The sequence below is a fragment of the Flavobacterium album genome (assembly GCF_003096035.1).
Taxonomy (GTDB): domain Bacteria; phylum Bacteroidota; class Bacteroidia; order Flavobacteriales; family Flavobacteriaceae; genus Flavobacterium; species Flavobacterium album.
Genome location: NZ_CP029186.1, coordinates 2339620 through 2355451, shown reverse-complemented (window position 1 = coordinate 2355451; position 15832 = coordinate 2339620). Strand labels below are relative to the sequence as shown.

The following is a 15832-nucleotide window of genomic DNA, read 5'->3' as shown; positions in this document are numbered from 1 at the left end:
TTGCATCACTAAAATACACTCGCTTTTTTTTCACATTATAAAATTTTAAACTCTTTTATTTATTGATTAATCAGTCTCAGGGATCTTAACAGGCTCGCTATCCTGACCGGCGGGTTTCTTTTTGCGCCTGCTGTCATCAAATTTTATATAATCCGGAGCAAGGTCGGAATCCGGCATATCATTCTCATTGGTATTATTAGCTTCAACCTTCTCCTTTTTCCGGAATATCTTTTGCATCAGTTCATTAAAGGTATCAAAGTCTACGTCATACGTTAAGCCGATACCCTGCGTGTAGTTGATGCCTTCACCCAGGAAGTTGATATCGTTCTCGCGATTAAATGCCCTTCCTTTCAGGGTACCATCTTCATTAACACGGTACTGCACTTCAAAATTACCTACTACCGCTGCATCGGTAACTCCATTTACCGGTACCCCAAGCTGGCCGTTGACCGTGATTCGGTCGTTGATCTGCGACGAAAGCGAAAGCGATATCTGCGAATTGGTCTCCGCATAAGGGTTCTTATTGGCCTGGAAGTAATTCACCGATACATTCACATTGCCCCCTCCATCGCCAAATAAGCTGTTGAAGAGGCTGTTCGCTTTCTCAAAAAGGCTTCCCGCTATCGCAGTATTTCCATTGGTAGGGCTCAGGAAGCTGCCCGTAGAAAGGAGGGCCAGAGCCTGTGTCTGCCTGGTATCCATATCGCTCAGCCTGTAATCGATATCCGATTTTAGTACCGAACTTATACCCGGGAAATTAATTATAAAATCGGGGTTTGGAGCCGTAAGGTTACCTGTCAGTACAATAACCACCTCTACCGGGATATTCCTGCTGAAGGTAGGCGATTCGAGCAGTATCGACGGGTTAGCTTGTGTTTTGTACACCGCTTCAAGGTTCAGTGTAGCACGCGTTGGGTCGCCTTCCCAGACAATGGAACCACCCGGCTTAACAATGAATTGTTTATCAAGAAGCCCTCCATATTTGAAGTTATATAAACCTTTTACAACACTGAAATCCCCATACATATTGAATTTACCCAGCGTATTAATATCAAGGAGCAGTGTCCCGTTCCCTGAGGCTGTTAAGCTATGGCCAGTGTTCTTGTCAATAATCACCTCCAGTTTGGCATCGGGTGTAATGTTCAGGTCAAAGCGCATCTCAAGCCCTTTTACAGTCTTGGCCTCCTTGATTATACCTTTTAGCTTGTTCTCTTTTTCCTTCGGGCTAAGGAAATGGATAAAGGCTGCCGTATTGCCCACAGCTCCCGCTGTATTCATAGGTATCTTTATATCCGTGCCTTTTTCTGATGTGGCGTCCACTTCAATATATAATCCGGTAGCAGGTCCTGTTATGGTGGCTCCACCTTTAATAAAAGCCGTACCATAGTATAGCGCATCGTCCGAATCTTCAGTATCCAGCACCAAAATCCTGTCAGAGTTCATTTTCAGGTCAAGCTCCCAGTTCTTAAACATATCATGGTGCAGGCTTCCGTTGAGCCTTGCTTTTGTCTTGTATTTGGTATCGGTCAGTTCGATATTCCTGAAGAAAATAAGCTCTTCTGTAAGGTCTACCACAGCATTATCCTCAAAATCATAGTCGGTGTTCAGGTAGCCTACCTTTACCCCTCCTTTCTTCACATAAAGGCGCCCGTCGATCTCCGGTTTTTTGACGTTGCCCACAATAGCAGCCCGGCCCGAAGCCTTGCCGCGTATTTCCGGGAACACGGATTTCAGGAATACCGTTAGCGGCGATATATCGAAATCGGTAAATACCGCATCGAGCGACAGGATGGTCTGCTTGTCCACTACCTCGATGTTGCCGTGGGTATAAAAGGTTTCCTTGCCATCTTTCGCGATAGTGGAATTGACGTTAAACTTCCGGAAAGCCCTGTCTCCCGTCACTTCCAGGGACATATCGCCCAGTTCGAATGTGTTGACCCGCAGGCTGTCAATAGTTATTGACGATGCCGGCTGGAATTCCTGCTTATCCTGTTTCAGGCTCACTTCCCCGTTCACCCTGCCGCCAAAGCTGAGGCTGTCTAAATTCGGTGTGATCTTATGCAGGTCGACATCATTGAACTTCAGCTTGAGGTCTTTGTATTCTTTCCCCTTTATCATCCCCATAAGCTCTACCATCTGGTCGTTGTGCGACATGGTAAGCTTGTCGACAGAAAAATCGGTAAGCTTTTTATTGAAAACAATTTTATTGTCTTTGGTATCATTCTCATTGATGAACCATTGGTAATTCTTGAAGTTAATCTCCGATTTCTTGAAACCTACAACCGAATTATTATTCTTATCTATCGTGTGGTACAGGTTCAGGTTGAAAGCATCTTTAGCCTCTTTCCCGCCCTTGAACTCCGAGCGCAGGAAAAGGGTATCATTCTGCGTTACATTGATAAGGCTAAAGTCGGATATCTTATAATTTTTTACCCTGATGCTGTCCATGCTCACATAGGCGTTGTACAGCGGGTTCTTATTATTGATATCGATGGCGATATTGCTGAACTGGTTATCATAAGCTGTTATGCTCGGCGAATCAAATGCCAGTACAAACTCGCCCTTGTCGGCGTTGATCTGCCCACGCAGCTTTGTATTCGGCCCAACGGCAACATCGGGGAGCACAATATCGATTATCTTGTTGTAAATGGTAAGGTCAAAATCAATGAACTGCCCTTTCTTAAGCTTGTGCGGCGAGTAGTTGGTATACAGGCTGCCTAATGCGTTCTCGATAAGCTTCGGAAGTTGTTTAGTATCATATTTGCCCGTAACCCTTCCTTCAATAATATCGGTGGAGTTGAAGGTTATGGTTCTTACGTTATCCGCATCAAAAGCTGATTCGATAAAAAAGTCCTCAAAATAGTAACTGTCCTTGCTGTTTTGGTAAGAAAGCTGTGATATCTGCAGCTTGCCCGCCATATCGTTCAGGTTGGAGCCATTGGCATTGAACATGAGGTCGCCCTTGAATATAGAGATTGAGTCCTTCTTTACAAAGTTGAGCAGCCTCAGGTCGGCATAGTCTATCTGGGCATGAAAATCGTAGCTGTTGCTTCTTTTGCTCATATCCACAAGCCCGTCAAAGCTCATTAGCAGGTTCGGGTCGTTACTGTTGATATTCCCCTGGAAGAACGGCCATTTAAGCCTACCGTCAATCGTTATGTTCTTGTAATTGTAATTGTTGAGCGCCAGGCGGGATATTTCTCCTTTTAGCGCCGTATTAAGCGATTCCTTATTAAAGCCTTTACCGTCCACATCCAGGTGAAGCGTAGTAGTGCCGACAAGTTTCTGGCCTGTAAGGCTGCCAATATTAAAATTATCAAGGTCGATAGTCCCTTTGTAAGTAGCTATATCCTTTTGATTATAATTTTTTACGGCAACGTCGGCTTGCGCTTCGCCGAGTTCCGACATTATATAGAGGTTGGTTGTGAGGTCTTTTTTGGTCAGCACCACATCACCTACAAGGTCTACGCGACCGAATTTATCAAGAACTTCCGGAAGGCTTTTGCCAAGTATGCGTGGCATGATGCCTTTAAGGTTGGCATAATTTGAAGTAACCCTGTCGAAATTACCATTCATATAAAAGCCCGGGCCTGCCTTGTCGAACAGGTGCCTGAAATTGATGGTGCCAATAATTTCAGACTGGCGTGCATCGAGCAGCTTCAGGTTGTGGAGCACAAAATTGTTCATAGGCCCCGTAAGATGCGTCGAAAGATAAAATTTCTGGTTTTTGCCGAACTCGTTATAGAACATATTCAGCTCATTGGAAGATACCGTAGCTCTTTCTACGTTAAAATCAAACTTAACGCGGTTCACAAAATCCTTCATATCGTCTTTGCCATAGGTAAGCGTCACGCCCCCTTTCAGCGCCGACTGGCTGGTTACCAACTCAAGGTCTTTAAGCTTTATATTGGTTTTCGTATATGTAAAGCCCGCTTTCAGGTTATCCACGAACAAGCCCCTGTGGTCCAGCAATGAGAGCTTTTTAATATCAGCGGTAACGTTCGGGCCCTTGATGTAGAAGTCGCCCAGTTCGCCGTTCAGCTTTTTAAAATCGAGTACACGCGGGGTAACTGCATTTTCATTGGTAAGCCTGAAACGCCCGTTCGATACCATCAGGTCGCCCGCCTTCAGACGGAATTTCCCTTTTCCCGGTTTGCCGTCATCAAAGGCTTTTACAAAATGGTCGAGGTTGGAAGTAGCCTCGCCTTTGTAGGTCTTCATGTGGAAATTCAGCCGCTCTGCCTTCAGTGTCCCGAAACGGAGGTCGCTGTTGGTAGCCGCACGAAAATTGAGGATATTGGTTTGCAGCCTGTCGGCAGAAATAAGCGTGTCTTTATGGTGGTCCAGTATCACCACCCCTTTGAGCTTCACACTGCCGAAAATGGAGATGGCGATCTTGTCTATCTGTATATTGGTACCGAAGCTTTTATTAACCTCATCAGCAACATAATGGGCTATCTCGGTCTGGACAAAAGGAAGGGATAAAGCGATGCCCAGCAGTAACAAAAACAGGACGATCCCCATCAGTGTACGAACAAGTATTTTTTTAAGTTTTTTGATACTGCTAATTGTTTTAAATTTGTCGTGTGTTTTATAACGGCAATTCTCAACAAAAGTAGGAATTTTTACTAATGTTAAATTTGCTTTAACCCTTTTTTATAACTCAAAATCCGTGCCTGAATTATGTCTGAGCAGCCCATTTATATTTTAGCCATTGAAAGTTCGTGCGACGACACTGCCGCGGCGGTGCTGCAAAACGGCAAAATGCTGTCGAATATCGTGGCCAGGCAGGATGTACACGAGCAATATGGCGGTGTGGTTCCCGAACTTGCCTCGCGTGCCCACCAGCAAAATATAGTGCCCGTAATCGATGTGGCGCTGAAGAAGGCAGGTGTGGAAAAGTCACAGCTTTCCGCAATTGCATTTACACAGGGGCCGGGGCTTATGGGGTCGCTTTTGGTAGGAAGCTCCTTTGCCAAATCACTGGCGATCGCGCTTGATGTTCCATTGATAGCGGTGAACCATATGCAGGCACACATCCTTGCCCATTTTATAGACGAGGAAGGCTTTGATAAACCGGAGTTTCCGTTCCTGGCAATGACCATCAGCGGCGGGCATACCCAGATCGTGAAGGTGAACAATTTTTTCGACATGGAAGTTATTGGCGAAACTACCGATGATGCCGTGGGCGAAGCCTTTGATAAAAGCGCCAAGATACTGGGGCTGCCTTATCCCGGCGGTCCTTTGGTCGACAAATATGCCAAAGAAGGCAACCCAAAAGCTTTTGCTTTTACCAAGCCGAAAGTGCCGGGGCTTAATTTCAGCTTTAGCGGATTGAAGACACAGATACTTTACTTCGTGCAAAAGAATGTGTCCGAAAACCCTGATTTTATTAGAGACAATATGAATGACATCTGCGCCTCGATACAATATACCATCATCAATATCCTGATAGAAAAGCTGAAACTGGCCGTGAAGGAAACCGGTATTAAGCAGGTAGCTATAGGTGGTGGTGTCTCGGCGAACAGCGGCATCCGCAACACACTGAAAGAAGCCGAAAAGAAACACGGCTGGAAAACGTTCATCCCGAAATTCGAATACACGACCGATAACGCTGCCATGATAGGCATAGTTGGTTACCAGAAATATTTGCAGCAGATGTTTAACGATGCGGCTGTGGCCTCAAAAGCAAGGATAGAACTATAATGCAGCTTTTCTATAACCCCGACATACAGCCCGGCGACAGCACTTTTACTTTTGATAAAGAGGAGAGCCGCCATATCGTAAAAGTACTTCGCAAAAAAGAAGGCGACACAATACAGATAACCAATGGTAACGGATACCTGTTCACATCGGAAATACTCTTTGCTAATGAGAAAAAGTGCGAAGTAAGGATAAAGCACGAAGAAGTATTCGACCCCACACCCTACTCCCTGCACCTTACCGTAGCTCCCACAAAAATGAACGACCGCTACGAGTGGTTTTTAGAAAAAGCTACCGAGATAGGTATCCACGAGATAACGCCGATTATCTGTGAGCATTCGGAACGCATCAATTTTAAAGCCGACCGTTTCGAGAAGATCCTGCAAAGCGCCATGAAGCAGTCGGTACAATTCTACCTGCCAAAGCTGAATGAGCCGGTAGCCTACAACACTTTTGTAAATAACCAGCGTGACGGGCAGCTGTTCATAGCCCATTGCGAGGAAACCGATAAAAAGCTGCTTAAAAATGCTTTACAACCCAGGCAAAAAGTAACCATCCTCATAGGCCCGGAAGGGGATTTTTCTCCAAAGGAAATAAAATTGGCTTTGGAGAAAGGCTATATCCCGGTATCATTAGGCAATACCCGCCTGCGCACAGAAACTGCTGCGGTTGTTGCGGCGCATAGTGTGGCGTTTGTGAATGAGGAGTAACTCTTTACAAAAGCACTTCATCATTACCTATCATTGCGGCAATTTCTGCGGCTGTAGCCCCGGCAGGTATTTTGGCCTTTGCATAAGTCCTTTTTTTCTTTGCCTGAATCGTTTCATCAATACCTTCTTCCCTCAATAGCTTAACCAGTTCCTTATTTTTATGGCAAACGGCATAGTGTAAAGGTGTCCACCCGAATTCGTCTGTAAGGTTGATGTTCCCCGTTTTTTCAAGGCATTTTGCCAACATTTCTGTATTATTTATTTTTGCGGCAAGATGCACTACTGAAAAACCATTTTTATCCGTCTCATAAGGATCAAGGCCATATTCGAGCATTTTGAATACCGATCCTGTTTCAAAAGGCTTCAGCTTTGCAGGTGTTTTCAGGCGTTCCAGGAATTCAGTGGCAATGGGTGCAGCATTCTCTTCAGGGTAAAGCGCATAGCCTTTATCCATCAGGAACTTTATCTTTTCCAGGGCAAGCGCTGTAGTTTCGTCAGAAGAATTCAGTACCCTTTCGGTAACCACCTGCATCGTTGTGCGCCCTTTATTATCGGGCCTGTTGATGTCGGCCCCCAGCCTGATCATCGCCTCAAGCTTCTCAACAGAGCTACCTCGCAGGCAGTAATGTGCGGGTATATCACCGTAATCGTCCTTTAAATTGATGTCCAGTCCAAGCTTTACAAGGTAGTCAATGGTTTCCGCGGTACCGTCAGCGGCCGCCATGTGCATTGGTGAGCGTTCGCCCTCGGGAAATTCAAGGTTTGCACCGGCTTCTATCAACAGATCGATGACCTCTATCGCATTGTTTGCTGCCCCTGCGGCATAATGAATGGCTGTAAGTCCGTTTTTTGGAACATGGTTAACGTCCATGCCTTTTGCAATGCATTCCTTAACCAGCCATGGCAGACCGCTTGCAGCCGCAGATTGCAGCACCGTATGGCCATCATTATCCCGGGACAGGGTTATATCCACCCCAAATTCAAGGAAAAGGTGTATCATCTCCTCCCTTTGGGGCATGTAGCAGATGCTCAGGAATATCGGCCCCCATTTGCCCGTATTCGGGTCGGCACCGTGTTCGAGCAGTAAACGTGTGATGGCAATATTCTTATCGGTGACATCCCTCCAATTTTGCGATGCTATTTCCAGTATAGGGGTCTTGTATTTATCGAGACAGGTATTGGGGTCAACGCCTTTCTCCAGGAGCTGCCTTACGGTTTCTACATCTTTATCTGCCACAGCTTTGAACATAGCCTCTGTATCCGCCTGGCCCGACTTTTCTCTTCTTGCCTGCCGCATGGGTGCCAAAACTTTATCTTCAAAACTGTAGTCTGTTTCAAAATTCTTATATACTAATGTGTATCCTTTAGCAAGTTTTTCATTTACCTTTTTCAGGGCGGCTTCAGCGTTTATCCTTTGAACATTTTCATTACCTTCAGAGCCTATCCTGCCATAAGTAAATCTCCATACATCTGCCGCCCTCCGGGTTACACGGTAAAATTTATGGCTAGTGTCATCTTTAAACTCCAGATACCAGGTAGGGCCGTCAATATTATAAGACTTAGTCTCCCACACATCCCCCGGTTGAAGGTGCTCGATCCAGCGGGCATCTTTTACTTCTAAAGTATATATTGCACTGGGCAAATACTCCTCTGCATGGAACTTGCCGGTATCTTTATTAAAGCCATGCCAATCCTTGTTGAAAAACTTATCGTTAAGCGGGAAATTCTCAAAACTATCCACTTCGAGGCTTTTGATGTAGTGTTGAGCAACTTTAAAACTATTATTAATATGGTTATCTTCCTCATCATAATCTTTGTCAGCAATATCCTGCTTCAGCGCAAAGCTGCCCGGTCTGTCCATAAGGAGCTGAAGTGCAAAGCCATGCGTGCGGGGAAGTTCTTCCGCGCCGTAATAAATAAGATAGGTTTTGAAAGTAAGTAGTGTACCCTGTTTTGAAAGCACGCGGATACCATGAGGCATAAATGACATAATAGTTATTTTTTCTGTTCGAAAAATAGGAAATATAGACAACAATAGCTTTATTGCGAATCAAATTTTAGATAAATTTTCTTTGAAAGATAAAAGCTGCTCTTTTTACAAGCAACTAAAACATGGTACTGCAAATAATATTGTTTTCCTATATTTACATTCCAATTTCCACGTTATACCAAACATGAAAAAACTCCTCTATATACTCCTGCTTTCTCCTGCCCTGCTCATGGCGCAGGAAATTGCCGTTTTAAAATACTCCGGTGGTGGCGACTGGTATGGCAACCCTACATCACTACCCAACCTGGCTAAATTCTGCAACCAGAACATCAATACAAAGATAAACACCAAGACTGCTGTTGTGGAAGCAGGGAGCCCTGACCTTTCCTCCTACCCTTTTGTGCACATGACGGGGCACGGCAACGTGGTGTTCAGCGATAATGATGTAGCCAACCTGCGAGGCTACCTCACCTCAGGAGGGTTCCTGCATATCGACGATAACTACGGTATGGATAAATTCATCCGCAAAGAGATCAAGAAGATATTCCCTGATAAAGAACTGGTGCAGGTACCTGTAAGCCACGAGATCTATAAAGGCCCATTCGCCTTTCCACAGGGCATGCCGAAAATACATGAACACGACAATAAGCCGCCACAGGCATGGGGTATCTTTGTTGAAGGAAGGCTGGTATTACTTTATACTTATGAAACCGACCTTGGTGACGGATGGGAAGACCAGGAAGTACACAACGACCCGCGCGAAGCAAGGGAAAAAGCGCTGAAAATGGGAGCGAATATCCTCAACTACGCTTTTAATAATTAGTTTTTGTGTTATACCGCAAAGTCACACAAAGGATCCCAAAGATTCGCAAAGCCTTTGTGAAACTTTGCTCTCCTTCGTGAATATTTGCGAAATAGTTTATCAATGAAAATCGAGAGAGCCCAACCTTCACACCATGAGATCCTGGCAGCCATCACAAAGCAGTCGAAAGCCAATTGGGATTACAGCAAGGAACAAGGTTTTTGCCCGTAATGAAAAAGCAGCTTTAGCATTCTTCACTACATTTACAGCATCGGACATCCGACATCCGACCGACTCCCCTTTCTTAATCTTGTATTAAAGCAAAATACATTCGTGATTTTTTTCATACATTCGGTATCACAAACACCGAAACTATATGATTACCTCTAAGATAATTGCCAACGGGATACTGCGCGCCCTGCTGATCATTGCAGCTGCATTTTTGCTTTTACTATTTCTCTATAAGGTACAGTTAGTAATTATTTACCTCTTTGTGGCGCTGATTGTGAGCATGATCGCCAGCCCGATAGTCTATTTCCTGAAGAGGAAGCTGCGGTTCCCTCACATATTGGCAGTCATTACCACATTATTGCTATTCCTTGGTATGTTAGTTGGTTTTGTATGGCTGTTTGTACCGCTTATCGTTTCGCAGAGTGAAAATCTGTCATTACTGGACACTGCCAAGCTGGAACAGGATTTCAACAACCTGCTGCTTCAGGTCAACGATTATTTTGGCATTGATACGAAGAAAATGATGGAACAGTCTGACCTTACTAAAAAGCTCAACTTTAATTTCATTCCAAATTTCATCAATTCGCTGCTGGGCATACTCAGCGGTTTTGGTATGGGGCTTGCCTCGGTACTTTTCATCAGCTTCTTTTTCCTCAAAGACAGGAAGCTTTTTACCGTTAATGCAAAAAAGATCCTGCCCGATGCCCATGAAGACAAAATACTCAATTCGTTACGCAAGGTTAATTACCTGCTGAGCCGTTATTTCATCGGCCTTATCATACAGATGGCGGTACTTTTTACGATGTATCTCATAGTGCTGCTCATTTTTGGGGTGGAGAATGCATTTATCATCGCCTTTATAACCGCATTGCTTAATATCATCCCGTATATCGGGCCCATCATTGCAACCGCGCTTGTAATCGTGCTTACGCTGCTCGGGCACCTAGGCCCGGATATGCAGGCCGATATGTTCTCTACTACGCTGTATGTGGTCATAGGCTACTGCGCGGCGCAATTTGTAGATAACAACTTCAGCACGCCCATCATCTTTTCCAACAGCGTCAACTCGCACCCGTTGGAGATTTTTATCGTAATTTTGGCAAGCGGGTTTGTTTTTGGCATACTCGGGATGATCATTGCCGTCCCTATGTATACCATCATCAAGGTAGTGGCAAAAGAATTTTTCCCTAAAAACCCCGTGGTCAAGATACTTACAAAAGATATATAGGTTTGTTCGCACAGTTTTTGGACGAAAAAGTCCGGCAATTTATAAAAGACAATACAGGGAGCCCGGTGGAGAAGCTGGCGCTGCAAAAGAACCCGTTCCCCCACATACCCTGGGCAGAAACCCTGAACCAGATAGCGGCACGCGAAAAAGCTAAGGACAAGCTGCCTACGTGGTTTGCCGCCGAAGGCATCGTCTATCCATCAAAAATATCTGTAGAGCAAACCTCATCAGAAACCGCAGCACAGTATAAAAGCGGTCTGGTGGACGGTGAGACCCTGATTGACCTTACCGGTGGTTTTGGTATCGACGATTATTATTTTTCGAAAAAGATCGGGCATGTAACGCACTGCGAGATCAACCTGGAGCTTTCGGCGATTGCTAAGCATAATTTTGAAATATTAGGAGCGGCGAATATCGAATGCCTTCCCGGCAACAGCCTTGATGTACTCGAATTGCTGGCCCGCCAATGGGACTGGCTGTACATTGACCCCTCCCGCCGCAGCGATGCTAAAGGCAAGGTATTCCTGCTGAAAGATTGTGTTCCCAATGTACCTGAATTGCTGGATACCTATTTTAAATACACCAATACTATCCTCATAAAAACCGCACCGTTGCTCGACATCACCGCCGGGCTGGGCGAGCTGCACTCTGTTAAGGCAATACATATCGTAGCCGTCAATAACGAAGTAAAGGAGCTGCTTTGGATATTGGAAAAAGGCTTTACAGGAACACCTATGCTGTATGCCGTTAACATAGGGAAAGATAGTCACGAAGTTTTTGAAACGCCCTATGACGGCATTGAGGAAGCTTTTTACGAACTTCCGCAAAAGTACCTGTACGAACCGAACAGCGCCATCATGAAATCGGGCGCGTTTGATGCCTTGAGCCGCCATTACAATATTGCCAAGCTGCACCGGCATTCGCAGCTGTACACTTCAGATGAACTTATCGATTTTGCCGGAAGGAGGTTTAAAATTGATGAGATCATCCCTTTCCAAAAAGCTGCCATGAAACAGCTGGAAGGCAAAAAAATGAATATTACCGTGCGTAACTTTCCGGTTTCTGTAGAAGAGCTTCGCAAAAAATGGAAAATTAAGGATGGTGGGGATGTTTACGCCTTTTTTACTACAAACAAAAAAGAGGAAAAGATAGTCTTGGTCTGCTCTAAAGCCTGATTTTTTTGGGCGTGCCACATCCATGCTCAGGCCGGTGCAAGTGGCCGGGCTATCGGCTTTATCCCTCCGCAGGCTACGGGGATATCGCCTCTATCCCTCACGCGGAGCTACACTCATACTCTATAGTTACGCCCTTTCAGGGCTTTGTCATATGGGCCTGTTAACCCCGGGCGATGCACGGGGCTAGTTAGTCAAACCCCGTTGGGGTTGCTTGTTCTCTATAATATATTTTGGGTTCTCCCATCCAAGGATTATATCAGATGAATTATTTTTAATTGTATCCCTACAACCCCAACGGGGTTACACAAATTAGCCACGGGCATCGCCCGTGGATGGATATCGCGGGTTTGTTTCAGCCCTGAAAGGGCGTCACAACCAAGGCATGAGTGTAGCTCCGCGTGAGGGACAGTAGCGGCATCCCCCACCTTTTTTCGGCGGGGATACAGCGACCCGAGGCTGAAAGCCGAATTGGCGAAGCAATGGCCCGACGGCGTAGTTCACGGAGCCGGCACGCCAAAAAAATCTTTATTCTACAGGAATAAGCTTATAAATTGCCGCAGCAGGTTTTTCGACAGCAACATAGATATAGCCATCCGGCCCCATGCGCACATCGCGTACACGGCCAATATTTTTGAGCAGTTTTTCTTCTTTGGTTATTTTATTGCCATCAAGGTACGACAGGTTCAGGTACTGGAAGCGGAGCGAACCCGATAGCACTGCGCCTTTCCACGGTTTGTATTTATGGCCTGTTACAAATGCCATTCCCGACGGTCCGATCGAGGGTATCCAGTACAGCTGCGGGTCGATTATGCCCTGTGCAGTGGTCTTATCGGTAATAGTGGTGCCGTCGTAGTTAATTCCATAGCTTGTCAGCGGCCAACCGTAATTTTTCCCGGGCTGCATGATGTTGATCTCATCGCCGCCGCGTGGGCCGTGCTCATTCTCCCACAATTCGCCCGTAAACGGATTTAGCGCAAGTCCCTGCGGGTTGCGGTTGCCATAGGTATACAGCGATGTCACCTTGCCCGATTTGTCCTTTATAGGATTATCGGCCGGGATTGAGCCATCATCATTGATGCGGTGTATTTTGCCCAACTGATTATTGTTGGTATTCTGCGGGTTCTCCTTCTCATTGCCGCGCTCCCCTACCGAAACGAACAGGTGGCCTTTACCATCGAATACCAGACGGCTCCCATAATGGTGGCGTGTGGGCGCATACGGAAGCGCCTCAAAAATTATCTGTTGCTCCGAGAGCCCGCCCCTGCCCAGCTTCGCACGCATAACAGCCGTTGTGGCAAGGCGCTTGTTATCCGGGTGGGGTTTTGAGTAAGAGAAATAGATCAGCTGGTTATTAGCGAAATCAGGATGCAGGGCAATATCCAGCAGGCCGCCCTGGCCTTCGGCAACAACAGCCGGAACACCTTTTATCTCCTGTTTTTGCTTATTAAAAACCTTGTATAGCTTGCCGCCCCTTTCGGTAACCAAAATTCCCCTATCAGGCAGGAAGGCCATCCCCCATGGCACATCGATACCCGTTGCCACCGGTTCCAGCTTTACCGTCATGCTTTCGCTTTTGAAAATATCGGACGTTGGTCTGTCATTAAAATCGTATTCCTTGCGTTCTTTTATACCCGTCAGGATATATTCTGCCAGCTCCTCTGTTTCCTTATCACTGAATGTTTTGGCAAAGGCGGGCATGCCATCATCAGGCCAACCGGTCTTTATGCTTTTCATAAGGTCTTTCAGGGTGCTCCCGTGTTTCCAGTCGCGGTCTACAAAAGCATTCATCTTTTCACCGTGGCATCCGGCGCAGTAGGTTGCATAATTTTCGGCAGGCCCGGCTATCGCTGTTGTTGTACTGCCGGTATCTGTCGCAGTATATCCTTTATTTTGCTTAATGCTGCAAACTGTTGTAACCACTGCAAGGAACGCGCCCGGCAGAAAGAGGTAGCTTTTCATATTGATGTTTTTTGGCGAAGGATAAAGCTACACATTTTCTTAGTACTGTTGGGATTGTGTGATTAAATTAACATTGGCATTACATTTGCAATTCGCAATACGCGCTAAATAACTATATTTGGCACCGATACATAGCACACAATGAAAAAAACCTTACTATTCGCTCTGCTTTTCCTTTCATTTGCAGTAACCGCACAGGAAGACTGCAAAACCAATGAAGTAACCAACGAAGACGGCACTATCGTAAAGTCGACCAACGACTACATGATGTATGAGAAAGTGTTCGCCGGCACTTCGCAGTTTATATTTTTCTCGCTATCCAACAGCGATGGCGTACCAATGCTGAACTTCCAGATGCTGTTCAAAAGCAAGGAGTTCCCGAAAGCCTATTGTCTGGACAAGGCATCCAGAATGTATATTCAGCTAAACAATGGCAAGATAGTTACGCTTATCAGTGCGCTCGATGAGCAGTGTGCCGGGCTTGTATATGATGCTGCAGAAAAGAACAATATCAGGGTACTCACAGGGGTTTTCCTTTTCACTGTAGGCTCGGTTGAAGACCTTGAGAAATTCCCAATATCGTTCATCAGGGTAAAATATGCGACCGAGACTATAGATTACCCGGTAAAAAAAGAACTCAACAGCGAAACGATGGCGAAAAAGTACTATCCGGAGAGTTATTTCATCAATTCGTTGAAGTGTATAAAATAATGCAGCACCAAATTGCGAATGTATTGCATTGACTGTTAAATACTTTAAATTAGTATTTCAAAAAAATCAAAAAAACCTTAAAAAATAGTTGCAGATAATAATATCAACTGTTACATTTGCAACCGCAAAAAGGCTAAAGCTTTTGAGCAGCAGGAGAGGTGCCGGAGTGGTAACGGAGCAGATTGCTAATCTGTCGACGTGCAAACGTCGCCAGGGTTCGAGTCCCTGTCTCTCCGCTTTTTTTCTTTTCGGGGTGTAGCGTAGCCCGGTCATCGCGCCTGGTTTGGGACCAGGAGGTCGCAGGTTCGAATCCTGCCACCCCGACAAAATCCTTTCTGTAAACAGAAAGGATTTTTTGTTTACTATCTTATATGTATACAGTCTACATTTTATAGCCCTTCAAATCCCAATTTTATGCCGGGCTGACCAATGACCTGCACGATAGGCTGCACAGACATAACTCGGGACAAAAGCAAATCAACTAAATCCGGCGCTCCATGGAATCTGATTTATACTATTAATGTTGAATCACGGTCTGAAGCGGTAGTATTGGAAACTAAAATTAAGAAAAGAGGTATCAGGCGATATCTTGAAGATATACAATTTAAATTTGAGGTGTAGCTTGGTCCGGTCATCGCGTCCCGCCTGAAGCGGGAAGGTCGCAGGTGCTCCCGATAATTATCGGGACTGCCACACTAAAAATTGAACAGCAATGTTCAACTTTTTTGTTTACCATAACTTTTGTATCCTTGCAAAACCGAAACATAATCGCAATCATAGAAATTCACACTCCTTAACAAACGATCATGGGAATATACGGACATTATTTTTACTACAAAAAGGAGCTGCCTAAAGTCAATGAAATAAAAAAGAAATTTCTCGAGATTACAGGTTTGCAGCTAGGCTATCATTCGATTGTCGAGGTAAATGACCTGGCAACCGAGCATGATGATATTCTATATGCGATTACCAAAGCAACGGAAGAATTAAAAAACTCTTTCCCGCTGGGCCGGCCCCTCTTTACCTGCGAAGGTTTCGAACCCGTATACCTGGATGATTATATGCAACCTGAATCAAGGGCGTTTTATATTGTGTGCGGGATACGGACTGAAAACATGTATTTCTTTAACGCCCTGATCAAGACCTTTCTGGAATTAGGCGGATACACTAACAACCTCCATATATACCCACCACCTGCAGATCTTGATTTTGACAAACATTTAGAACCTTATAATCCACACGAAAGAAAATGGAAAAGAATAAAAAAATTGAATGAGATGTGTGATGTAGAAAAAGCAGCTTTTAAAGGAAAACACAGTTAGT

10 protein-coding genes and 2 tRNA genes are annotated in these 15832 nt (G+C 45.2%); 9 read left to right on the top strand and 3 right to left on the bottom strand.

The window, feature by feature from the left end; all coding sequences use genetic code 11:
- Positions 1-66 precede the first annotated feature (66 nt).
- On the bottom strand, positions 67-4524 hold the full coding sequence (locus tag HYN59_RS10500; protein ID WP_108778218.1) for a translocation/assembly module TamB domain-containing protein: 4458 nt from the start codon (positions 4522-4524) through the stop codon (positions 67-69).
- Between the two features lie 159 nt (positions 4525-4683).
- Here HYN59_RS10500 and tsaD point away from each other — a divergent pair, with 159 nt between their 5' ends.
- Together tsaD and HYN59_RS10490 are read left to right on the top strand one after the other, a co-directional pair.
- Positions 4684-5706, top strand: a complete 1023-nt coding sequence (gene tsaD / locus HYN59_RS10495) for a tRNA (adenosine(37)-N6)-threonylcarbamoyltransferase complex transferase subunit TsaD (protein ID WP_108778217.1) — start codon at positions 4684-4686, stop codon at positions 5704-5706.
- Positions 5706-6413, top strand: a complete 708-nt coding sequence (locus HYN59_RS10490; RefSeq protein WP_108778216.1) for a 16S rRNA (uracil(1498)-N(3))-methyltransferase — start codon at positions 5706-5708, stop codon at positions 6411-6413. Before tsaD ends, HYN59_RS10490 begins: the two co-directional genes overlap by 1 nt.
- A gap of 4 nt (positions 6414-6417) precedes the next feature.
- Here the strand turns inward: HYN59_RS10490 and HYN59_RS10485 are convergent, their stop codons facing one another.
- The gene (locus tag HYN59_RS10485) at positions 6418-8403 is read right to left on the bottom strand and encodes an ankyrin repeat domain-containing protein (protein ID WP_108778215.1); all 1986 of its coding nucleotides are present in this window, start codon (positions 8401-8403) and stop codon (positions 6418-6420) included.
- 184 nt (positions 8404-8587) lie between these two features.
- Between HYN59_RS10485 and HYN59_RS10480 the strand changes: the two genes are divergently transcribed.
- From HYN59_RS10480 to HYN59_RS10470, 3 genes are all read left to right on the top strand, one after another.
- Complete coding sequence (locus tag HYN59_RS10480) at positions 8588-9226, top strand: DUF4159 domain-containing protein (protein ID WP_108778214.1); 639 nt, start codon at positions 8588-8590, stop codon at positions 9224-9226.
- A gap of 355 nt (positions 9227-9581) precedes the next feature.
- Complete coding sequence (locus tag HYN59_RS10475; protein ID WP_108778213.1) at positions 9582-10664, top strand: AI-2E family transporter; 1083 nt, start codon at positions 9582-9584, stop codon at positions 10662-10664.
- Between the two features lie 2 nt (positions 10665-10666).
- Complete coding sequence (locus HYN59_RS10470; RefSeq protein WP_108778212.1) at positions 10667-11839, top strand: class I SAM-dependent methyltransferase; 1173 nt, start codon at positions 10667-10669, stop codon at positions 11837-11839.
- A 525-nt stretch (positions 11840-12364) separates the two neighbouring features.
- Here HYN59_RS10470 and HYN59_RS10465 read toward each other — a convergent pair.
- Complete coding sequence (locus HYN59_RS10465) at positions 12365-13798, bottom strand: PQQ-dependent sugar dehydrogenase (protein ID WP_108778211.1); 1434 nt, start codon at positions 13796-13798, stop codon at positions 12365-12367.
- Between the two features lie 141 nt (positions 13799-13939).
- Between HYN59_RS10465 and HYN59_RS10460 the strand changes: the two genes are divergently transcribed.
- From HYN59_RS10460 to HYN59_RS10440, 4 genes are all read left to right on the top strand, one after another.
- Positions 13940-14509, top strand: coding sequence for a hypothetical protein (locus HYN59_RS10460; RefSeq protein ID WP_108778210.1), 570 nt, complete (start codon positions 13940-13942; stop codon positions 14507-14509).
- A 152-nt stretch (positions 14510-14661) separates the two neighbouring features.
- Positions 14662-14745: transfer RNA gene (locus tag HYN59_RS10455), tRNA-Ser, on the top strand.
- 13 nt (positions 14746-14758) lie between these two features.
- Positions 14759-14833 (top strand) — tRNA-Pro (locus tag HYN59_RS10450).
- A gap of 482 nt (positions 14834-15315) precedes the next feature.
- Positions 15316-15831 carry a hypothetical protein gene (locus tag HYN59_RS10440; protein ID WP_108778209.1) on the top strand — a complete coding sequence of 172 codons (516 nt, stop codon included), beginning with the start codon at positions 15316-15318 and terminating at the stop codon, positions 15829-15831.
- Position 15832 lies beyond the last annotated feature (1 nt).